The sequence below is a fragment of the Virgibacillus aidingensis genome (assembly GCF_010994035.1).
Taxonomy (GTDB): Bacteria; Bacillota; Bacilli; order Bacillales; family Amphibacillaceae; genus Virgibacillus_N.
The window spans coordinates 64,103-87,616 of the sequence record NZ_WIXN01000008.1; the positions used below are offsets into that span (position 1 = coordinate 64,103).

18 protein-coding genes and 1 tRNA gene are annotated in these 23,514 nt (G+C 41.7%); 8 read left to right on the top strand and 11 right to left on the bottom strand.

The annotated features are described in order from the left end of the window. Window positions 1–99 precede the first annotated feature (99 nt). From GHD25_RS08575 to GHD25_RS08625, 11 genes are all read right to left on the bottom strand, one after another. Window positions 100–1,167 (bottom strand): undecaprenyldiphospho-muramoylpentapeptide beta-N-acetylglucosaminyltransferase, encoded by a 1,068-nt coding sequence (locus GHD25_RS08575; RefSeq protein ID WP_164215976.1) that lies wholly within the window; start codon window positions 1,165–1,167, stop codon window positions 100–102. A gap of 283 nt (window positions 1,168–1,450) precedes the next feature. After that, window positions 1,451–2,638: a NupC/NupG family nucleoside CNT transporter gene (locus GHD25_RS08580; RefSeq protein ID WP_164215977.1), complete on the bottom strand. Its 1,188-nt coding sequence runs from the start codon at window positions 2,636–2,638 to the stop codon at window positions 1,451–1,453. A gap of 146 nt (window positions 2,639–2,784) precedes the next feature. Further along, on the bottom strand, window positions 2,785–4,077 hold the full coding sequence (locus GHD25_RS08585) for an NCS2 family permease (protein WP_164216091.1): 1,293 nt from the start codon (window positions 4,075–4,077) through the stop codon (window positions 2,785–2,787). A 373-nt stretch (window positions 4,078–4,450) separates the two neighbouring features. Next, window positions 4,451–5,719 (bottom strand): 2-oxoglutarate dehydrogenase complex dihydrolipoyllysine-residue succinyltransferase, encoded by a 1,269-nt coding sequence (gene odhB / locus GHD25_RS08590; protein ID WP_164215978.1) that lies wholly within the window; start codon window positions 5,717–5,719, stop codon window positions 4,451–4,453. After that, window positions 5,706–8,570 carry a 2-oxoglutarate dehydrogenase E1 component gene (locus tag GHD25_RS08595; RefSeq protein WP_164215979.1) on the bottom strand — a complete coding sequence of 955 codons (2,865 nt, stop codon included), beginning with the start codon at window positions 8,568–8,570 and terminating at the stop codon, window positions 5,706–5,708. Before GHD25_RS08595 ends, odhB begins: the two co-directional genes overlap by 14 nt. 510 nt (window positions 8,571–9,080) lie before the next feature. Then, on the bottom strand, window positions 9,081–9,554 hold the full coding sequence (gene trmL, locus GHD25_RS08600; RefSeq protein ID WP_164215980.1) for a tRNA (uridine(34)/cytosine(34)/5-carboxymethylaminomethyluridine(34)-2'-O)-methyltransferase TrmL: 474 nt from the start codon (window positions 9,552–9,554) through the stop codon (window positions 9,081–9,083). Window positions 9,555–9,596: 42 nt separating this feature from the next. Beyond that, entirely contained in the window at window positions 9,597–10,445 is an 849-nt protein-coding gene (locus tag GHD25_RS08605; RefSeq protein ID WP_164215981.1) for an amidase domain-containing protein, read from the bottom strand. Between the two features lie 224 nt (window positions 10,446–10,669). Next, the gene (gene queG / locus GHD25_RS08610) at window positions 10,670–11,815 is read right to left on the bottom strand and encodes a tRNA epoxyqueuosine(34) reductase QueG (protein ID WP_164215982.1); all 1,146 of its coding nucleotides are present in this window, start codon (window positions 11,813–11,815) and stop codon (window positions 10,670–10,672) included. 17 nt (window positions 11,816–11,832) lie between these two features. Further along, window positions 11,833–13,536, bottom strand: coding sequence for an ABC-ATPase domain-containing protein (locus GHD25_RS08615; RefSeq protein WP_164215983.1), 1,704 nt, complete (start codon window positions 13,534–13,536; stop codon window positions 11,833–11,835). Window positions 13,537–14,143: 607 nt separating this feature from the next. Further along, window positions 14,144–14,217: transfer RNA gene (locus GHD25_RS08620), tRNA-Gly, on the bottom strand. Window positions 14,218–14,803: 586 nt separating this feature from the next. Then, on the bottom strand, window positions 14,804–15,493 hold the full coding sequence (locus GHD25_RS08625) for a Crp/Fnr family transcriptional regulator (protein ID WP_164215984.1): 690 nt from the start codon (window positions 15,491–15,493) through the stop codon (window positions 14,804–14,806). A gap of 177 nt (window positions 15,494–15,670) precedes the next feature. Between GHD25_RS08625 and dat the strand changes: the two genes are divergently transcribed. From dat to GHD25_RS08665, 8 genes are all read left to right on the top strand, one after another. Beyond that, window positions 15,671–16,543 carry a D-amino-acid transaminase gene (dat, locus tag GHD25_RS08630; RefSeq protein ID WP_164215985.1) on the top strand — a complete coding sequence of 291 codons (873 nt, stop codon included), beginning with the start codon at window positions 15,671–15,673 and terminating at the stop codon, window positions 16,541–16,543. A gap of 173 nt (window positions 16,544–16,716) precedes the next feature. Continuing rightward, on the top strand, window positions 16,717–17,238 hold the full coding sequence (locus tag GHD25_RS08635) for a DNA topology modulation protein (protein WP_164215986.1): 522 nt from the start codon (window positions 16,717–16,719) through the stop codon (window positions 17,236–17,238). A 53-nt stretch (window positions 17,239–17,291) separates the two neighbouring features. After that, window positions 17,292–19,295 (top strand): S9 family peptidase, encoded by a 2,004-nt coding sequence (locus tag GHD25_RS08640; RefSeq protein ID WP_164215987.1) that lies wholly within the window; start codon window positions 17,292–17,294, stop codon window positions 19,293–19,295. Window positions 19,296–19,423: 128 nt separating this feature from the next. Then, window positions 19,424–20,371, top strand: coding sequence for an ABC transporter ATP-binding protein (locus GHD25_RS08645; RefSeq protein ID WP_164215988.1), 948 nt, complete (start codon window positions 19,424–19,426; stop codon window positions 20,369–20,371). Continuing rightward, window positions 20,368–21,099, top strand: coding sequence for an ABC transporter permease (locus GHD25_RS08650; RefSeq protein WP_164215989.1), 732 nt, complete (start codon window positions 20,368–20,370; stop codon window positions 21,097–21,099). The genes GHD25_RS08645 and GHD25_RS08650 overlap by 4 nt, the downstream gene beginning before the upstream one ends. Further along, on the top strand, window positions 21,096–21,782 hold the full coding sequence (locus GHD25_RS08655; protein WP_164215990.1) for an ABC transporter permease: 687 nt from the start codon (window positions 21,096–21,098) through the stop codon (window positions 21,780–21,782). The genes GHD25_RS08650 and GHD25_RS08655 overlap by 4 nt, the downstream gene beginning before the upstream one ends. 15 nt (window positions 21,783–21,797) lie before the next feature. Next, entirely contained in the window at window positions 21,798–22,895 is a 1,098-nt protein-coding gene (locus GHD25_RS08660) for a sensor histidine kinase (RefSeq protein WP_164215991.1), read from the top strand. Next, window positions 22,892–23,497: a response regulator transcription factor gene (locus GHD25_RS08665; RefSeq protein WP_164215992.1), complete on the top strand. Its 606-nt coding sequence runs from the start codon at window positions 22,892–22,894 to the stop codon at window positions 23,495–23,497. The genes GHD25_RS08660 and GHD25_RS08665 overlap by 4 nt, the downstream gene beginning before the upstream one ends. The last annotated feature ends 17 nt before the right edge of the window (window positions 23,498–23,514 follow it).

Here is a 23,514-nt window from a genome sequence, read left to right on the forward strand (position 1 = left end):
TAACGGCAAATGGATTAATAATCCTGTAATATTTTTTTAAGACTTTTTCCTCATCGTTTTAAAAAACAGTCTCCTGCTTTTTACACAGAAGACTGTCCGTTAGTTTTGCACTTCACGGATAATTTCGAGGACCCGTTCACGTGCCTTTTCACTTTTATATTCTTTCATCTTATCGATCATCACTGGGCCGCGATTTTGCAGCTGTTTCAGTTCTGACAGTAATGTTTCTTCTGTCAGCTCCTCTTCCTGCAGTACAAGCGCATACTGTTTTTCCTTAAATGATCGTGCATTTACAATCTGATCCCCCCTGCTTGCCTTGAGTGACAACGGGATAAGAAGCATTGGGATACGCAGTGCAAGGAATTCAAAAATAGCGTTTGAGCCTGCTCTGGATACAACATAATCCGTTGCAGCAAATATGTCCTTAAGTTCTTCATTTATATATTCAAATTGGGTATAACCTGCTGTAGTTGCCGAATTATCTACATTACCTTTTCCGCATATATGAATAATCTGAAATACAGTTAATAATTCCTGTAAATTTCCTCTTACAATACTATTCAGCTTTTGAGAACCGGCACTTCCTCCCATAATCAACAGAACTGGTTTATGTTTTGTATGTCCGGCAAGATCCAAACCTTTTTCCTTGTTTCCCTGAAATAGCTCTTCCCGAATGACTGCCCCGACATATTCCCGTTTCTGCTCGGGCAAATATTCCATTGTCTCCGAAAATGTTGCCAAAACTTTCTTTGCAAAAGGAATTGCTATTTTATTCGCAAGTCCCGGTGTATAATCGGATTCATGAATGACAGCCGGCACTCTTTGCATTTTTGCTGCAAGCACAACCGGTACGGAGACGAAGCCGCCTTTGGAAAATATAACTGAAGGCTTCCTTTTTTTTATTATTTTCCTGGCTTGCATTGTTCCTTTCAGTACTTTAAAGGGATCCTTTACGTTTTCCATGGAAATATACCTGCGAAGCTTCCCTGTTGAGATAGGGTAATATGTTACACCTTCCATTTGCTCAATAAGATTTCTTTCAATACCATCTATTGAACCAATATAATCAACTTCCCACCCATTATCCAAATACTCGGGTATTAGTGCAAGATTAACAACTACATGCCCGGCAGAGCCCCCGCCGGTAAATATAATTCTTTTTTCCATAAATTACTTCCTTTCCTCCACATAACGAGCGATAACTGTTCCTCCTCTATCCTATTAAAAAATAATGAAAAAAGGAAGTGTAATTATGTATAACACTTTTAGCAGCGACTGTACCGCAGTCCCAGATCTTTTCGGTGGGACGAGGAACTGCTGTACCGCAGTCCCAGGTGTTGGGTGTATACCCCTCCGCTGGTAATTGATCTTTCCCCGGAGTCTGCTGGACGAAATATTGTTGCATCACAGTATAGTATATAGATAGATCAGCATAACAGGCGCGGCTTATTTATAAGAAAAGACCTGTTATTGTTGCTGATAGAATTGAAGCCAATGTTGCCCCAACTAACAATTTCATGCCAAAGCCGGAAACGCTGATTGCTTTCTCGCTGTCAATTCCTTTAACAGTACCGGCAATGATCCCGATAGAAGAGAAATTTGCAAAGCTTGTCAGAAAGACGGTGACAATTCCCACTGTCTTCTCTGACATATCATTTATCATCGGTTGAAAATCAAGCATAGCGACAAATTCATTGGTTACAATTTTTGTCCCCATAACAGAAGTTGCCTGGATCACTTCATTTGGTGCAATCCCCATTAATACGCCAATAGGCGCCAGGATATATCCTAAAATTTCCTGCAAGGTCACACCGGCGAATACTAATTGTATTAAACCATTTATCAATTCCAAGGAGGCAATAAAGGCAATTAGCATAGCTGCAACAATTAATGCGATTTTACCGCCTTCCAATGCGCCGTTGCCCATTGCCTCAAAAATACTTTTATCATCGGTTACATTATTTATATCTACCGTATCCTCTTCTTTTGGAACATGTACCGGTGAAATAATGGAAGCAATAATGAGCGCACTGAACATGTTCAGAGGCAATGCAAGCAAAACATAGGATGGCGGCAGCATCTGGAGGTAGGCACCTACGATAGAAGCTGATACGGAACTCATTGCTGAAGCACTGACAATATATAAACGGTTTCTTGTTAAATGATGGAATTGAGTTCTTATTGCAATCAATGCCTCGGACTGGCCAAAAAAGATACTGTTTACAGCATTAAATGATTCTACCCTCGGCAGTCCGGTAATTTTGGAAATCATGCCGCCGATATACTTAATGATCGTTGGCAATATTTTCAAATAAGTAAGGACAGAAAGAATGGTTGCAAAAAAGATAATTAATAAAAGTACGTTAAAGAAAAATACGCCACCCTCATCGATGACAAAACCACCGACTACAAACTCTATTCCTACCATTCCATATTCAATTAACTGATTAAAACCTGCTGATATTCCATTGATAATGTTTTGTCCAATTTGGGTGGAAAACATGAACCATGTAATTAACAGTTGCAGGAGCAGCATAATTCCGATGCCTTTATAATTAATATTTTTTTTGTCGTTGGATAGTAAAAAAGCGATGCCAATTACTGCAATAATTGCCAAAACCCCTAGAAGAACCCCCACAGCACAACTCTCCTTTTCATTTGCCATGAATTCAGATTTTCTGGATTGTAAACGATAAACTCTAATTAATTGTTCCCTGATTTCGTTTTTACTAACATAAAAAAGAAAGTCCTGTAAATTTTTTCACAGGAATTTCTTTATATAATTTAGTGTGCGGGAAAGAATATCATTTGCAATACAAAAACAACCCCAAAGAAATAAATAATCCAATGAACGTCCTTTCCTTTTCCGCTTACCAATTTTAGCAGAGGATAGGTGATAAACCCAATTGCTATACCGGTGGCAATACTGGATGTTAACGGCATTGTAAGGATGATGGCAAAAGCCGGAAATGCCTCATCAAAGGTTTTCCAGTCAATTCTTGCAAGTCCTTCCATCATAAAACAGCCTACAATAATTAAAACAGGAGCTGTTATGGCAGGCAAGTCCGCAATTTTTCCAATGATCGGCGTGAAGAAGATTGACAGCATAAATAACACAGCGACAACCAGGGACGTCAAACCTGTTCGTCCACCTGCAGCCACTCCCGAGGAAGATTCCACATAAGCCGAAGACGGACTTGTTCCGAACATCGCTCCTACTGTTGTTGATGCAGCATCGGCCAGCAATGCCGATTTGGACCTGGGCATGGTTCCGTTCCTCATTAATCCCGCCTGTTCTGCAACCCCGATCATGGTGCCAGTAGTATCAAAAATAGTAACGAGCAGAAAAGCCAGCACCACTGTATAGAGGCCATGTGTGAAAACCCCGGCAATATCCAAGTCAAAAAATACAGGAACCGGCGGAGCAGACACATATCCTGCATCAAAACTCAAATGTCCTGTTATCAAGGCGATCAGACCTGTAGCAATCATTCCTAAAAAAAGAGCACCCTTTACTTTCCAAGCAAATAAGATCAATGTAATAAACAAACCAGCAATGGTAAGCTGTGTCATCGGATCTTGCAAATCTCCAAAACCTACAATATTCTCCTCATTCGGGATCACAATCCCTGCCATTCTCAAACCAATAAAAGCGATAAAAAGTCCAATACCGGAAGTAATGCCAAATTTTAAAGAGGCCGGAATAGCAGAGATTAAGGTTTCCCTCAAATTTGTTAAACTCAGTAATATAAAAATAATCCCTGCCAAAAAAACAGTTCCAAGCACAACTTGATAAGAAACCCCATGGGCAGCTACAACAGTGGCAAAATAAGCGTTCATCCCCATCCCTGGAGCAATGGCAATGGGATAATTGGCAAAGATCGCCATATATAATGTTCCAACCACGGCGGCAATAATTGTAGCCATGAATACCTGGTCAAATGGTACCCCTGCTGAAGACAAAATAGCCGGATTGACAATAATGATGTATACCATAGTTAGAAAAGTTGTCATTCCCGCAATCACTTCTGTTCGGATATTAGTGTTTTTTTCTTTAATCTTGAAGAATTTTTGCATGTTTACACCTTTCTTTCCGAATGAATTTGGCAACAGTTAATATATTATTTGTTTTTCCTTTCTTTTGCAATAGATTTATATCAATTAATTATGTTTTTTTAACGTTAGTAACATCAGACTGCTGCAATAATCGGTATTTTAAAAGCCGGTTAGCTGATGGGAAAATTTTTATTGGCGGTATGCAGTACTTTAAAGAAGCGGTATATACATGTGAGACAGTCTTTCCTTTCATTGCTTTAATACTTCTGTGTCCCTTTGTGTACAAGCTTATAATTATCCGCTGCTCGTCATAATAATCGGCTTTATAAAAATAAAAAGACCTCGCATGGGAATGAACGCCCAAACGAGGTCAGTATTAATTTTTTATTTTAATTTATCCTTCCAGCAGCAAGTCATATGGATCCTCAAGCATTTCTTTTATGCGGACAAGACACTGTACTGCTTCTTTTCCGTCGACAATACGGTGATCATAGGATAATGCAAGATACATCATTGGACGTACTTCGATTGTATCATCCGGCATAACCATTGCTCTTTTTTGGATGTTATGCATTCCTAAAATCCCTACTTGAGGAGCATTCAGAATTGGCGTAGACAGCATGGAACCAAAGATACCGCCATTAGTAATCGAGAATGATCCGCCCTGCAAGTCTTCCATTTTCAGCTTTTTATCGCGGGCTTTTTTGCCGAGTTCTGCAATTTCACGTTCAACACCGGCAAAATCAAGACGGTCGGCATCACGTACTACCGGAACGACTAACCCGTCATCCGTGGAAACGGCAATACCGATATCGTAAAATTTCTTCATGACAATTTCATTTCCCTGGATTTCCGCATTCAGCAGCGGGAACTCTTTCAGTGCTCCGACTACTGCCTTTGTAAAGAAGGACATGAAACCAAGCTTAACACCATGCTTTTCCGCAAATTTTTCTTTGCGTTCACTGCGAAGCTTCATCACATTTGTTAAGTCTACTTCATTAAATGTAGTTAACATGGCTGCTTCCTGCTGTACACCTACCAGGTTTTTAGCAATAGTCTGGCGGCGCCGGGACATTTTGATGCGTTCCACCGGCTTGTCGAATTCGGTTTTTTCCGTTTCCTTTGTTTCCTTTTTACCGGAAGACTTGTCACTTGCTTTCTCAGCGGATCCTTTAGCAGCTGCATCCACATCTTCAGGGCGCACGCGTCCCAGCGGATCACGCGGACTGACTTCTGATAAATCGATATTCAGCTCTCTTGCACGTTTTCTTGCGGCAGGAGAAGCGATAACATCCGCTTTTGAGCCGCTGTCAGTTTTTTCCTCTTCTTTTTTCGGAGATTCTTCTTTTGGCTGCTCTGCTTTTGGTTCTTCTTCAGGTTCTTGTTTTGATTTTTCTTCCGGTTCGGCTGGAGTGCTTCCGGCTTCAGCGGACTCATCCATTTTACCGATCACATCTCCTACCTCTACATCTTCCCCTTCGCCTGCGGTAATTTCTACAAGCACACCGGAAAACTCTGCATTCACTTCCACGTTTACTTTATCCGTTTCCAGTTCTACAACAGGGTCCCCTTTTTCAACCTTATCGCCTTCTTTGACAAGCCACTCGGCAATGGTTCCTTCTGTAATTGATTCTGCCAGCTCTGGTATCTTAATTTCCTGCATTAGAATCTCCTCCTTTTGATGGGTTAATTGCTCTTTCTACAAGCTGTGCCTGTTCAGTTTTATGCACGTTCGGTACACCTACTGCAGGAGACGAACGATCCGGCCGGCCAACATACCTCAATGTTTGGCCTTCCTTTAGAAGATCCCTTAAATAGTCATCCACAAAGTCCCAGCTTCCCATATTTCTTGGTTCTTCCTGTACCCAAACGATTTCTTCCAGGTTAGGTAATTCTTTTAATTTATCCGCCAACGCTTTTTTAGGGAATGGGTAAATTTGTTCCAGCCTCAAAATCTGCAGGTGATCAAAATTTGCTTCAGAATTATCAATTGATTCTTCAATATCCACCATAACCTTCCCGCTTCCAATCAACAGGCTTTTTGCTTTTTCCTTTTTCACTTCAAAGTTTGGCTGATTGCGCAAAGGCTGGAATTTACCTTCTGTAAACTCCTCCGCAGCTGATGCAATTCTCTGGTTGCGGATCAAACTGCTTTTTGGCGTCATTACGATAAGTGGTCTTGCTTCTTCTCTGTCACGCAAGGCCGCCTGCCTTCTCAGCAAATGGAAAAACTGTGCTGATGACGTCGGGTAGGCAACAATCCAGTTATTTTCTGCCGCCATTTGCAGGAAGCGTTCCAGACGGGCGCTGGAATGTTCCGGTCCTTGTCCCTCATATCCGTGCGGCAACAAGAGAACCATGTTAGATTTCTCTCCCCATTTTGCACGTGCAGCTGAAATAAATTGATCAAATACCACCTGGGCAGCATTGGCAAAGTCACCAAATTGCGCCTCCCAAATAACCAATGTCTCCGGCGATTGAACACTATAGCCATATTCAAATCCCAAAACACCGGCTTCTGATAATGGGCTGTTCCGTATGTCGAATGACGCATTTACACCATCGAATCCATGCAGCGGACTGAATTTTTCACTTGTTTCTATATCATGCAGGACACTGTGACGGTGGGCAAAAGTTCCTCTCTCTGTATCCTGTCCAGTTAAGCGGATTGGGATGCCATCCTCTAAAATCGTGGCATATGCCAATGCTTCTCCGGTCCCCCAGTCAGCTTTATTCCCTTCTTCCAGTGCTTCAGCACGGCGTTTAAGAATTCTTTCCACTTTTTTAAAACCTGTGAAACCATCCGGACGCTTCAGCAGTCCCTTGTTTAAAGCTTTCAGCCTGTCCAGCTCTACAGCTGTGTCGAATTGCCCCAGACCATTTGTCAATGCAGCAGGCATACTGTCCGGTTCGGAGTCAGCCGTTTCATTTTCTTTCATACTGTTGTAAATAGAGCGCAGGTCGTCTTCCACGTCTTTCTTGATTTTTGTAAAAGCTTCTTGACCTAAGGTGCCCTTTTCTTCCAATACTTTTGCAAACACATTTGCCGCTGAAGGATGATTATCAATTTCTTTATAAAGCAAAGGCTGCGTGCTTCTGGGCTCATCCATCTCGTTATGGCCATAACGGCGGTATCCAACCAGATCTATTAATATATCTTTATGGAATTTTTGCCTGTAGTCATAAGCAATTTTCATAGCGGATATACAGGAAATTGGATCATCAGCATTTACATGAATAATCGGAATTTCAAACCCTTTAGCCAAATCACTGGCATATCTTGTCGACCTTCCGTCTTCCTGATTAGTCGTATACCCGACAAGGTTATTCGCAATAATATGGAGTGTTCCTCCCGTGCGGTAGCCAGGCAATCCGCTCATGTTTAACGTTTCTGCTACAACACCTTCCCCGATAAATGCTGCATCACCATGAATTAAAATAGGGATTGCTTTATTTATATCCTGTTTTGGATAGCCGCCTTCCGAGCGGTCATCCTGGGCTGCCCGGGCAAACCCTTCGACAACCGGGTTGACAAACTCAAGGTGGGAAGGATTATGCGCCAGGGTGATCCTTGTTTGAATTACATCGTCTTCTTTCACAACTTTTTTTGCACCGTAATGATACTTCACATCACCTGTCCATCCATAATTAATCCCCATGGAACCTTCTGATGGGATTAATTCCTTATCCGGCGAATGATGAAACTCGGAAAAGATTTTGTCATATGGTTTCCCGAGCACATGGGCAAGCACTGCCAGCCTTCCGCGGTGTGCCATTCCTACCATAATGTTTCCTATTTTATCCGCTGATGCAAATTCCACCACTTGATCAAGCATTGGAACCATCGCTTCCAGCCCTTCAATAGAGAAACGCTTTTGTCCGACAAACGTTTTTGCCAAAAACGCTTCAAATCCTTCTACATGGGCAAGACGCCGCAATAGCTCTGTCTTTTCCTCATCGGATAAATCGAGGCGCGCATTGCCTGATTCTATCAGGTCAAGCAGCCATTGCCGTTCTTCGTCATTATTTACATGATCATATTCAAAGGTAATGGTACCTGAGTAATATTTTTTCAGTTTGTTAATTACATCCAATCCATTCTCCACATCACCGGGGGATTTCTCCCATAGCCAGGCTGCCGGAATATTTCTCAGATCATCTTCCGTTAATCCGTACGTTTCGGGTTTCACGAGTTCAGACACCCTCTTCTTTTCCAAACCAACAGGATAGATGTCTGCCTCCAAATGACCAAAACGGCGAATAGCCTCAACAAGCTTCATTGCTGAGGTAAGTTTCTTCACGCTATCAATGGATGTTCCTTTTGAGCTCTCTAGCTGCGGATGCTGTTCTGTCAGCCATTCAGGGGCTCCGTGCCTGTCGAACATGTCCTTTATAGTCGGGTCGACCGCTTCAGGATCCGCTTTGTACAGTTCATATTGCTCTTCAATATACCCCATGTTTGGACCATGAAAGTCCGCCCAGAATCTTTGATGAGATTCTTCACTTTGTGCCACCTTTTATACCCCCATTAGAAATTAACTATTTCCGTATATGTAACGGTGTTTTACACTCTTATTCATTATAAAACTGTGGTTGTGGTACTTCAACTAATATACCTTATTTTACGGCAGTATACAATATTAGGTTGAAGGTCTTTTTATTGATGAAATATTCATATGATTATGTTCATAAAATGTACAATATCATTAGTTCACATTGCAGGCATTATTGGGTATAATAGGGACATACTATCAGAAATCTTTCTTAGGAGGATGACCAATGAAATTACTTTTGCTGTTCGGAGTAATCGTGGTATTCTTTATATCATTCTTTACTTCGGGTTACGAATCAAAACCAGGTGTACCGAAAAAAGACCAGATGCTTTCATAAACAAGGGTTTTCGGGCTACAAAATACATCCTTAACGATCTAAATCATGTAATAAACGAAACAAATAGCGGGATGGAAAAACCATCCCCTACTGCCAAAAATAAGGCCGCCATGATATTTTCATGACGGCCTTTTTTACTCCACCCCCGGGAAGCCTTGTTGTCTCAGCACCTCATAAATAATGATGGCTGCTGTATTGGACAAATTAAGGGAGCGTACTTTATTATTCATGTGAATGCGCAGGCACCTGTCCTCCTTACCTTCCAGCAATTCGCGGGGGATGCCATTTGTTTCCCTGCCGAAGACAAAAAACAATTCTTTTTCAGTTTGGCTGAAGTCAAAATCCGTATATTTTTGGTTGCCGAAGTTTTCTATATAATAAAAGGACCCTTCAGGATACTTCCCATAGAGAGATTCAATGGAATCATGCTCCTGGATATCTACGTGTTTCCAATAATCCAAACCGGCTCTTCTCAGCATTTTATCTTCTGTGGAAAAACCGAGCGGATGAATCAAATGAAGCATAGTATCCGTAGCCAGACAAGTTCTGGCAATATTTCCGGTATTTGCCGGGATCTCCGGCTGATATAACACGACATGTAAACTCACTTTCTCATACTCCTTATTTTTTAATTCCCAGTAAGTATACCATTATTCTTCACCTATCCTGAAAAATTTGTACTGAATATTTGGTGTCCATGCTGCCGAATCTTCATAAGCCCAGTAGCGATTGCGGCTGTTATCGGTATGCGCATTGACAAGTGGCATGCCATTAGCATCTTTAGTGACCACAATGGTATTGTGGTCGTATCTACCATCTCCCTCAAAATCATAGCAGATAATATCGCCTGGTATGAGATCGGAAGCACTTTCCACTTCCTTCCCCTTTAATCCTTGTTCAGAACCGCTTAAATACCAGCGGAGCGAATGTGCAACAGCCCAGCTGAAACTCCAGTTATCCCCGCTGTACCACCAGCCGCGCTCCCTATTTGGGGCACCCCACATCGGCGCCCCTCCCGCGTATAGACATTGCGAGACATAATTCGTACAATCCACATCAAACTTTCGAAATTCCGGATTATAACTATTCCACCATCGTTCCGCATATTGTACTGCAGCATGTCTATCATAGGTAAACCGCTGCATTTCATCCTCCCTCAGCATATCCTCCGGTTGTATGGCTGCAGTTCCATTTTTATCCGGCGTTTCGATTTTCCTATGCTCTGCAACTTCCCCGTTTTTCAGCCGAAACTGATAAGATATTACTGTTTCTTCCAGATAAAAGTGGCCTTTCTGCTTTATTAAAAATGCAAGATGCAGCAAATAATTATATATCTTTTTATTATCATACCGTAATGTTTGGTGGATATGACCATCACCTTGTATACTGACTATTTCGGCATCCCGTTCTTCGCATGATTGCTTCTTTCTTCCCCACCAGTCATCGGAAAAATGAGCTTCCCGAAAAAAATCCAGCCACTGCATTTTTAGTTTTTCCATAAAAAATTCCCTCCAATGCTATTAATATATGGAGGGAAGGCTTGACTAAGAGCTTTTTAATGCAAACTTTTTATTCAGTAATTTTGGCTATATTAATGTGACACAGCTGTTCCCCGGGCCAAAGAATTTTCCCTGCAAAGGAGGTACAAAAATAATTACTTAATGAATTACCTCATCGTTTGAATTACTGCTTTTGAAAAAAGTAAGTGGCACATGTGGTCCCGTTAACGAACTGCAGCATTGCTCCGGAATTGCAGCCCCTTTTCCATTTCAACAAGCACCTGCTCATCCTGTTCATTTACCATCGCTTCTTCAATGGCTTGAAATGCTTCCTCTGTTCCGATTTTTCCGAGTGTCCATGCGGCAGTTCCGCGGATCACCGGACGAGGATCATTATTTAATACGGCAGTGATTTCCTCAACGGCTGTCTTATCTTTAAAATGGCCCAATGCGATCAACGCATTGCGCTGCAGCGGTTTCTTACCTCTCCAGGAGCCTGCAAGGTGGCCAAATGTTTCCTTAAACTCCCGATTGGAAATGCGGAGCATCGGCTTCAGTTTCGGTTTTTCCGTTTCATTATCCGGCTCAAATTCCGGATGAATATGAAAATCAATGCCTTTATTTCTTGGGCAGACAACCTGGCACGTATCACATCCGTACACACGATTACCAATCTTGGAACGGAATTCATCCGGCAGAAAATCCTTAGTCTGGGTTAGAAACGCGATACAGCGCTGGGCATTTAACTGCCCCCCCTGTACAAGCGCACCTGTCGGACAGGCGTCAAGACATTTTCGGCAATCACCGCAGCTGTCTTCCACCGGTTCATCCGGCACAAAAGGAATATTCGTGAGGAGTTCTCCCAAGTATACAAACGAGCCGAATTCTTTCGTGATAATTGCTGTATTTTTGCCGCTGAAACCGATGCCGGCACGTTCAGCTACTGCCCGGTCGGACAGTTCTCCTGTGTCCACCATGAGTTTATTGGTGGAATCCGGCACTTTTTCTTTGATGAAGCTTGCCAGTTTTTCCAGTCTGTCACGCAATACATGATGATAATCCGTCCCCCACGAAGCACGGGCAAAAATTCCGCGCCTTTCTTCTTTCGTCCCTTTCGGCGGATTGATCATCCTGGATGGATAGGCAAGTGCAATGGATAAAATAGACTGGGCTTCAGGCAATAGGCGCTGTGGTTCTGTCCGTTCCTCATTGCTCCCTTTTTCAAAGCCGGATTGAAATTTTAATTCCTGCTGGCGGCGAAGTCTTTCTTTTAATTCTCCAAAAACATCAGCAGAGGCAAAGCCAATTTTATCAATACCTATTTCTTTGCTGTAATCAATAATTTCCTGTTTAAGGTGTGCAGTATTCATTGGCTGCCCCCTCCTTTCTATTTTTGTGTTACCTTTGCTGTCCGCAGGCGGTTTAATACAGCTGCAATTTCATACCTGCGTGGTCTTGCAATATCGCCGGGATGCTGATCTTTAAAGCCGGTAAAGGATGCCAGGCCTTTTTGATCCATCCGTGCTTCCATTTCATCCAGTAATTCATGTAGGCTTTTATCCTTGAGCCCATCCGTTTTATCAAGAAACTGAATTATTTCTGCTATCATCCTCGTCTGGGACTGGTCTACCAGCTGCTCGGTCGCATCAAAGGTAATCTCCGTCTTTCCCATAAGAATCTTTGTTAATCCTTTCGCCTGGGTTTTCGCCCGTTTCCCTTTTTTCGTCTGCAGAGAATTCTGGCGGAAACTGCGATCGGCAATTCTCCCGAAATCCTGATCAGCTAACGATTCCCGCTTAACCGGATCATTTTGCATGATGTCATTCGCCTCGCCGGTAACATTGTATGGAATATAATTTTTCATCATGATCACCGTATCCGCTACGGCAAAATAGTCCCCGGAACCTCCCATGACAAGTATGGTGGACACACCATGCTGTTCATTAAGCTGTGTTACTTTATCAATAAATGGCGTAATTGGTTCCTTATCTTTCGTTACAAGCTGCTGCATTCGGTGATCGCGGATCATGAAGTTAGTTGCACTTGTGTCTTCATCAATAAGCAAAGTAGTTGCTCCAGCTTCTAATGCCTCCATCACATTGGCTGCCTGGGACGTACTGCCGCTGGCGTTTTCCGTGGAGAAAAAGTCCGTATCTTTGCCATGAGGCAAATTGGAAATAAACGGTGATATATTTACACCTGTAATTTGTCTTCCATCCTCAGAACGGATTTTCACCGCATCACTGTCAGTCAGAACAAATTCACGGCCATCCCCTTTCGTATGGGAATAGACTCCCCGTTCCACCGCCTGCAGCAAGGTGCTTTTTCCGTGGTATCCGCCGCCAACAATGAGTGTGATTCCTTTTTTTATTGCCATCCCTTTGATTGGCTCTTCCTGGTGCGGAATCTTTATTTCCGTTTCATTCTCTTTCGGACTCTGAAAAGCAACAGCATTTTTTAACGGCCGATTACTGACCCCGCTTTCCCTCGGCAAAATAGCACCATTTGCAATAAAAGCAATCCAATCGTTTTCCTTCATTTGCTTTCTAATTTCATCCTGCTGATCGGCTAATTTAATCGCCTCATTTATTTCTGCATCTGTTATGGTAAGGACAGAGCTTTGAATAATAGCCGGAATGGCATCAATAAATAATTTTTCCGCTTCTCTTCCATTTATTTTTCTGCCATTGGCCGGCAATCCTGCAGATATGCAGATCGTAATGGCGTCTGCATTTACCTGTACCGCGCTGCGCTCCATCACTTCCTGGCCGGGAGCGTCAAATAAAATCATTCCGCTTTTACCTGAACCTTTGATGGAAAAACGCTGATGTTGGACGGGTTTGGCGACACTCCTTGCAATGGCATCTGCCGCAGCGATCTTTCTGCTTTTCGTTTTCATCCATTCACTTTTGACGGCACGGATTTTCTTGGGTACAACTATGCGGATTTTTGATGGTGCGGCAAATGGATCACCCTGCACATAATCTATATATAAATCAAAATCCTGAAATTTGTAGTGACCCTGCACACTTTTATACGCTTTATACCCTTTATTATCCAATTGTTTCAGCTGTCTGATTAATGTATTCATAAAACCCCTCACAGATTGTATTTACTTAAGAATACAATGAACAAAACTTAGTATTCAAGTGAAGCGCAGAGGCAAATCTTTGGGAATAAATTCTACTGTGCGTTTTAACAAGCTTTTAGCCCCTTTCAGCCATTAGAGTTCTTCTCGGGTACCTCATTGAATGGAAAAGTCCCCTTGACCACCCCGAGAGGTCTTCTCGGGTACCTCATTGAATGAAAAAGTCCCCTTGACCGCCCCGAGCATTCTTCTCGGGTACCTCATTGAACGGAAAAGTCTCCTTGACCACCCCGAGCGGTCTTCTCAAGTACCTCATTGAACGGAAAAGTCTCCTTGACCGCCCCGAGCGATCTTCTCGGGTACCTCATTGAATGGAAAAGTCTCCTTAACCGCCCCGAGAATATTTCCGGTTACCATCCAGAGTTAAATAAGTCAAGTGACATAGACAAGGCAGCCTCTAAAAAAACTTCACTTTAATTCAGGCAGACTGACTATGGCTTCAGTTACTTGCCAGCAGCCTGACTCGCTTAATTCGAATAAAAACTCATCTAATTAAAAACGCAATACTTCGTAGCCATTCTACGAAATACTGCGTTAAGACATATATGTATGGAGCGGGTGAAGGGAATCGAACCCTCGTCATCAGCTTGGAAGGCTGAGGTTTTACCACTAAACTACACCCGCATAAGGTATAAAAAGTTATTTTATTTTCAATCCCGAACTGCATGTCCCTGCATCTTCCAGCTTATTCAGGATGATTGCTGCTTCGGGACAACTCGTAGTTTACTCGGCAGATGCTTTGCTCGTGGCTGAGGTTTTACCACTAAACTACACCCGCATAAGGTATAAAAAGTTATTTTATTTTCAATCCCGAACTGCATGTCCCTGCATCTTCCAGCTTATTCAGGATGATTGCTGCTTCGGGACAACTCGTAGTTTACTCGGCAGATGCTTTGCTCGTGGCTGAGATTTTACATAACTTATTCTAAATCCCGTATTATCTGTATTATAAATAATACATCCTGTGTTTAATTTGAGATTTTCTGAAACAACAGTACTTATTATAACAAGTCCTTACACTGAAATCAATAGTAATTTTTATTTTCTTCGACAAAAATAAACAGGATTATTGTCTTCCCCCACAAAAAGAGAGTGACATATATAAGCAGCTTCATAAAAGAATTCGGAAGAACAATAAAGGAATACATGCCATCGGCGAAAACTAGAAAGATGGCAGTGCCTTATCCCTGGTGATTTTCAGGCAATCCCCCTACAGCACGCAATTCTCTACACCGCAGTACTCACAGGCAAGCAGCCTTCTAAAATAATTCAAATCCTTAATTACATAAAATTTATTTTCGTTTGTAATGACCCCTTTTTCTTTCCATTTGCTGACAACGCGGCTGACTGTCTCTCTGGATATACCGATGTGCATGCTAATATCCCTGATCATCACCGGCTCGGTCAAACGCACACCTTCAGTAGTTACAATGCCATTCATGTTGGAATAGCGGACAAATACGGATGCCACTGCTCCTTCCGATCCAAAAGACATGTAATCTCTTATTTTTGCTTTGCTGATTTCCAGCGAATCTGCTACCCATCTTGTAAATTGCAGACCCAGCTTTCCATTTGTTTCAATCAGTTTCTCTAATTCTTCTTTTCTTATTGCAGATATATTGCTACTCTTCGCTGCCTGAGCAGAATTTGAATAATTTGGACCACTAAAAACTCCTATTTCTCCAAAAGCGTCATTTTCTTTTCTTATAAAAATAGTGAGCTCCTTATTTGGCCCCATTTTTTTAAATATGCGAACCTCTCCAGTATGTATAAAATATAAATAATCAGAGGCGTTTTTCTCTTTATATATGATATCACCTTTGTTAACCTCGAAGTGTCGGGATTTATTCAATAAGATATGATAATCTTTTTCATTTAGCCTGGTAAGCAATGGTTCCATTCTACATCACCCCACTATATTTCTTTATACCATTATAAAAGAATATCTAAACATTAATCTGTGACATTAATCACTTAATTTGAGATAAAGTTTAATAACCAGCTGACTGGAAATTAAAAGTTTACAGACCACGCCAGAAGATATAGAATAGGCTTAGATAACAGGGAGGGCGAAATTATGTCAGTTTATCCAATTATTTTAAACCAGACTAAATTCACGCACCGTGACAGTTTAAAATATCCTTATGAGGAAAGAGCACTGCAATTCGGTGACGGGGTGTACGAAGTTATCCGCATTTATCAGGGAGAATATCATTTGCTCAAGGAACATGTGGATCGATTATTCCGCTCGGCAGAAGCCGTGAAAATAAAACTTGATATAACCCACAAAGAACTTACCGATTTATTACTGGAATTACTGGAAAGAAATCAGATGGAAGAAGATGGAAAAATGTATCTACAGGTATCACGAGGTTCCGCACCGAGAGATCATGTTTTTCCTGCAGATGATGTAAGTGCAAACATGTATGCCTATATGGAAGATTTTCCTCGCAACGTCGAACTTTTAAAAAATGGTGTAAGCACGATTACTCACCGTGATGTGCGCTGGGAATATTGTTATATAAAAAGTTTGAACCTATTGCCAAACGTATTGGCGAAACAAGAAGCAAAAGAGCACGGAGGATATGAAGCAATTCTCCACAAAGATGGACTGGTAACCGAATGCAGCTCTTCCAATGTTTACATGGTTAAGGATGGAGAAATTTATACCCATCCAGCTACAAACAACATTTTGCATGGCTGTGTTCGTATGCGTGTAGAAGATTTTGCCAAAGAACTTAACCTCCCGTTTAAAGAAGAAGCTTTTAAAGTGGAAGATATTCAGACTGCAGATGAAATGTTTTTAACAAGCAGTACATCAGAAATCATGCCGATTGTCAAAGTAGACAACACAGAAATCCAGGACGGAAAACCCGGAAAAATAACGAAACAGCTTCAGGAAGCTTATGAAAAGGATGCAAATATCACGAAAAATAAAATCAACGCTTAACAGACCGATTAAAATACTTGGGAAAAGACATCCCAAGTATTTTTTTGCCGAAAAAGCAAAAGCTGATTCTAACCCTCGCAAAGAATCTTCACAGGATATCCAATGATAAACTTTTTAAAAGCAAATATTATGCTATAATTACTCTCACATTATTATCCAGAGGGAGGTTTGAAATGAAAAAAATTGCAATTATCGGCAGCGGGGGTGCAGGAAAATCAACATTAGCAAGGCAGCTTAGTATTCTTTTGGATATTCCGGTCTATCATATGGATGCAATTTTCTGGAAACCAGGCTGGCAAAGCATCGGCCGGGAAGAACTAATAACTGAAACAACTAAAATCTTGGAAGAAAATGATTCCTGGATTATCGACGGAAATTATGGAGCCACAATGGATATCAGACTGGAACAGGCAGATACCATTATATTTTTGCACTATAAAACCATCACTTGTTTGTATGGCATCACAAAACGCAGAATTCAGTACCATAATAAGACAAGACCCGATATGGGGAAAGATTGTCCGGAAAAGCTGGACTGGGAATTTTTTCAATGGGTCCGGCAATTCAACAAGAAAAAAGTTCCTTCTATTTACGAAAGACTTTCCAAGCTGAAAAATAAAGATATACTCGTTTTCAGAAACAGAAAACAGGTAAAAAAATACTTAACAGGGCTTACTCTCCCAATTGATTCGTAACCCGAAGTAGTTTAAAATCAAACTATATACATAGATTAAGAGGAGGAATTGATATGGATAGCAATAAAAGGGCTTTAACTGCAGAAGACCTGACCCGAATTGAAGTTTTCAGCGACCCGCAATTTACCCCTGACGGAAACAACTATACATATGTCTCAACGATCATTAATAAGGACCAGGAATATGAATCTCATGTATTCCACCAAAACATACAAGAAAATCATGCAAAACAATGGACTTTCGGTAATCATAAAAACAGCGATTTGCGCTTTTCACCAGACGGAAAAAAGGCACTGTTTATCTCTGCGCGCAGCGGTTCCCCGCAGCTTTGGCTGCTTTCCATGGCCGGCGGTGAAGCAAGACAGCTGACAACGTTCAAACATGGCGTCTCCTCACCTGCATGGTCCAAGGATGGAAATTCTATTATATTCAGCACCTCACTTGATTCAGATGATGATATTAATAATCAGACAGAACTCACCAAGGAAGAAAAGCAAAAAGAGCAGGAAAATATAAAGAAGAAGCCGCACGTCGTTACCCGTTTAAAATACAAATCGGACGCAAAAGGCTTTCATGATAATAAAAGAACACAACTTATTTTATTCGATGTCACCAGTGAAACCTTTACACAACTTACAGATCATGATGCAGACCATGTATATCAGGATATTTCACCGGATGGACAGCTTGTTCTTTTCACTGCTAATTTAAGTGATGATGCAGACTATGAATTAAATAATCATCTATATACGGTAAATGTAAGTACAAAAGAAATAACAAAACTGACCAGCGGCACCGGCAGCTGCCATAGTGCCTCTTTTTCCCCAAGCGGAGACAAAATTGCCTGTCTCGGTCATGAATTCGAGTTCAAAGGAGCAACGCTAAACAAACTTTTCGTATTTGATACAGCAACGAAGGAACGTACTGTAATAGGCAATGACTGGGATATGCAGCTGGGTGATGTCATGATTGGTGATACACGGTTAGGTCAGTCAGACACTGGTCCTGTCTGGTCCCGGGACGGAGAGCGCCTGATTTTTATTGCAACTGATTCCGGTGCCACCGGCTTGTATCAGGTAACATTGGACGAAAAGCTTGATGTACTCTATAAAAATGATAATCATGTATTCGGGTTCTCCTACCATGGCAGCTCGGAATCTTTTATTCTTGGAATCAGTACGCCAACAGATCCGGGCAATTTCTATCATTTAAATAACGAAGGGAAATTAAGACAGCTGACAGAAAGCAATAAAAGTCTTTTAAGTGAAGTCTCTTTATCTGAACCCGAAACTTTAACCATAACTGCAGAGGATGGCTGGAAGATTCAAGGATGGCTCCTCCGCCCACACGGCTTTACAGAAGGAAAAAAATACCCTTTCGTATTGGAAATCCATGGCGGACCGCATGCGATGTACGGCCAGACCTATTTCCATGAGATGCAGCTTTTGGCGGCAAAGGGCTTTGTTGTTTTATACACAAATCCGCGCGGCAGTCACGGCTATGGCCAGGAATTTGTGGATGCCGTACGGACGGATTATGGCGGCGGCGATTACACCGATCTGATGCGTGCAGTTGATTTCGCGCTTGAAAACTACAGTTTTATTGATGAAAATCGTCTCGGCGTTACCGGCGGAAGCTACGGCGGCTTTATGACAAATTGGATTGTCAGTCATACAAACCGCTTTAAAGCTGCAGTAACCCAGCGGTCTATTTCCAATTGGCTCAGCTTTTACGGCGTAAGTGATATCGGATTCTTTTTTACCAAATGGGAGCATGGCTTAAATTTACTCGATGACCCTGCAAAGCTTTGGGATTTCTCCCCGCTGAAATATGCAGAAAATGTGGAAACTCCGCTGTTAATTTTACATGGTGAACTGGATTTCCGCTGTCCGATTGAGCAAGGAGAACAGCTATTTATTACGTTGAAGCATTTACGCAAAGATGTGGAATTCGTCCGCTTTCCGGAAGCCAATCATGAACTTAGCCGAAACGGTCAGCCGGAAATGCGTCTGGAACGGCTGAATCATATCTGCCGATGGTTTGACACTTATTTATAAGATTAAAATGACAAATATCACAGACTCTCTAGAAAATAGAGGGTCTTTTTTCATGACAAATGTAACTGGGAAAAGCAAATGAAATACAGCATAATTTAAATAGATACGTAAGAAAGGGTGAAGAAAGAATGATGATTGCTTCCATGCAGGGAGTCGTAAAAAGATATGGTTCAAATATTGTGCTCGATTATGTTGATCTTGCCATTGATGAAGGGGAGATTATCGGGCTGCTTGGCCCAAACGGCGCCGGGAAGACAACATTGATTCAAACATTGACAGGAATGATACCTTTTGAAAAAGGGCAAGTGACTTTGTTTGGTGATGTGAAAGCTCCTTTCTCCAATAAAAACAAGGAAAAAATAGGCCTTGTTACGCAAGAAATAACCATATTTGAAGAACTGACAGCTAAAGAGAACCTGCAGTTTTTCGCAGGTGTTTATGGTTTAAAAGGAGAGGAAAAGAAAAATAGCGTACAAGAGGCACTGGAATTTGTCGGTCTCAGTGACAGAGCAAATAAAATGCCAAAGAAGTTTTCCGGCGGGATGAAAAGACGGCTGAATATCGCCTGTGCATTAACACATCGGCCGAGATTTATTATTATGGATGAACCTACTGTCGGGATTGATCCGCAATCGAGAAATTATATTCTTGAGGCTGTAAAAAAACTCCGGGAAGAAGGTACTACCATTCTGTATACCACCCACTATATGGAGGAAGTGCAAGCCATTGCATCCAGGGTTGTTATTATGGACCAGGGTCAAATTATTAAAGAAGGAACCGTTGATGAATTGATTAAGACTATCCAGCATGAAGAGAAGGTGAAAATTGATGTCACGGATGCGGGGCAAATACCGCTGAATAAGCTGGAGTCAGTAACAGGGGTAAAGCAGGTAAATGTAGACGGAAATCAAATCATGATTATTTCAGAAGCAAATTCGGGAAACCTGGACCGGATCCTGTCTTTGATTAAAGCGCATGCGGGTGTACTTGGAATTCAAGCAGATAAGCCGAATCTGGAAGATGTCTTTTTAACCTTAACAGGGAAGCAACTAAGGGATAAGGTGGGAGAAGAATGAGAGTAATATCCACGATGAAATTTACTTTTTTTCGCATGGTGAGAGAATATATTACACTGCTGCTGTTGCTCGTTGTCCCCATTGTGCTCCTTACTGTTTTCTCCTTCGTATTGGAAGGGGTGACCACGGAAACTGGTGAACCACTCATCAATGAACAAAACGTTATTTTCGTACTGGTGTTCCAGATGTTTGGAGGGGCGCTTGCAATGGCTTATATTCATACGGACTTTTTCACCGAGAGAAAGCAGCGCATTTACGCACTGCCTTTTAATCAGACACTATACGCATTTTCAATTATGGTTTGCGGCATCGTGTATTCTGTATTGCTCGGTATTGTGTTAATGACTTTTTCCGAATTTGTATTCGGTGCTGACTGGGGAAACTGGCTCTGGGCAATATATATCATTTTTCTTTTGGCTTTATTGTCGAATATCGTTTGCTTAATTTTCACTTTTTCCGTGAATAATTTTAAAATTGCTGAACGGTTAAGTGAGGTGTATGGGGTAGGCTTTGTTATTTTGGCAGGCTTAATCTTCCCTGTGCCGGGAAATGATTTTTTCGTCTTTGTTAACACTTACGTCAATCCGATCACTTTAGCTGCCGATGCCATCTATGGCATGAATCAGTCCCATGCGGGAGAAGCATGGTTTCGGTCGAATATTCTATTAATAGCATCAGGTGTACTTTTTATTGTAATGCTTATTTTAGGAAAGAGGAAGATACGATGACTATTTTTTGGTTCTCTTTAAAAAGAAGTTTCAGCAATACAACCAACCTTATTTTTCTCACATTGTTTCCTGTCGGTGCCATTTTTTTGCCTATGGGAGAAGTGTGGCCATTTCTCCCTTATGGCTATCAGTTTTTCGGGATTATTGTTCTATTTGTCGGTATTCGCCTGGCAACCATTATTCTTGAAGACAGGGCAAAAGGAGTAGTCAAACGGCTGGCAGTCGCCCCTGTCACACATTTTCAATATTTAACCCAGAATCTGCTTGCATTTTCGATCATCCTGATCCTCCAATCCATCATTGTCATTTATGGAGGAGTGCTTTACGGCCATGAGCTTTATCATCCGGAATGGCTGTTGGTTTTATTCATTTCTTTCAGTTTTACATCATTGGCGGTTGCTTTAGCATGGATTTCTTTATATCGTAGTAAAGAGACATCTTTTCTTGTTTATATGTCAGTTATTTTTCTGATCGTTTTCCTGGGCGGATTACTCATGCCTATAGAAGCCTTTCCGGATATACTGCAAAGGATAGCTGTTATTTTTCCTACTTATTGGCTCAGTGAGGGCATAGTATGGATTGTTTTTGGAAATGACATTTCTGAATTTCTCTTGATCAATGGCGTATTATGGTTATATACGATCATTTTCCTTGTCATCGGCAGTGTCAGAAGGATAAATTAATATGGGGGTTACAGGATGAAGACGGGGTTGGATGCCAATTTTTTTATCAATGGATGGCGTTTTCTTAATATTATCTTATTAATACATTTATGGATCATTGGCGACTCCAATGCCGGTAATTTTATCCTGATTCTCTTGCTGCTTCTACTGGCCAGTCTGCGCTGGCGTCTGTCACTCCCGGCATGGTCGGTTCTATTTGATCTTTTCTTTTGTCTCTTATATATTCCATATACCAATATCAGTCATTATGGTCTGGCTTTACCACTGTTTGAGCTTGTGTTAAAAGGGAAATGGCTGTATTCTGTGCTGCTCTTTTTAAGCAGCATTATTTTACTTTCTTCTTCCGATTTTATCTTCTGGCATTTGCTGCAGGCAATGCTTTTTGGCGCTTTTTCCTACTTCACTTTAAAAAACCAGCATGTTCAGCTTGAGCGACTTGATGCCTTACGGAAATCCGAATACGAACTGGAACGTTTAAAAACAGATCTGCTGAAAGCAAATCAATCCACGTCACAGCAGGCGCGGCTGTTGGAAAGAAACCGTATTTCCAGACAGCTCCATGATCATCTCGGACATGATTTAACCGGGGCTTCTCTTGCTATCCAGGCGTACGAGCATATGGAAGATCAACAAAAAGCAGAACAGCTTCTTGAAGAAGTAAAAAAACGGATTCAGCGGAGCACCATCCATTTGCGGGAAACGGTACATAATATGTCATCCACTGTAATGACGGGAGCAGAACGAATGGAAGAAATTATCAATGATTTCCATCAGTTCGATACCAGTTTTAAAAAATATGGCGATACTTTCAGTGTACCCGCATATATATGGAGCCTGTTGGAATCCTGCCTGAAAGAATGTTTGACCAATACGGCAAGACACAGCAATGCCACAAAAACGGATATAGACCTGCAGGTGACAGATGCACTTGTAAGACTAAGCATTCAGGACAATGGGACAAAACAAAATAAAAAAACACAGTTTGAGGGCAGCGGTTTGAGAAGCTTGCAGCTGCGCACACGTGCACTTGACGGAAGTTTATCCATCAGCAATGAGGATGGGTTTTTGGTCGTTTGCGTCATCCCGTTGCAGGAAGGAGTTGACCGGGATTGAAGCTGATTATTGTGGATGATGATCCATTGGTATGCCAAAGCTTGAAGCTTTTACTTGGCAAAGAACCTGATTTATCGGTTCAGGGAACTGCAGTAAATGGAAAGGAAGCAGTCGGCTTATGTACAGATGATACGGATATTGTCTTAATGGATATTCAAATGCCGGTAATGAACGGGATTGAAAGTACGAAAATCATTAAAGTGAAATTTCCGCATATTCAAGTCATGATGCTTACCACCTTTCGGGATGAACAAAATATTCGCCATGCATTAAATGCGGGGGCAGCAGGATATGTACTTAAATCTACACCGGCAGAAAAAATGGCAGATCAAATCAGAGCATTAAAAACTGGCGCAGCCATCCTTGACCCGGACGTATTTAAAACCATTATGCAACCTGCCGCCGGGATGCCGGAGGGGCTGACGGCACGGGAAGCTGATATTGTTGAATGTGTGGCACAAGGGCTATCCAATAAAGAAATCAGTGAAGAACTGTATCTAAGTACCGGAACAGTAAGGAACATGCTCTCCATTATCTTGGATAAACTTGAACTGCGTGACCGCACCCAGCTCGCCATATACTATTGGCAGCGAAAAAAGTGAAACATCGGGACGGTTTC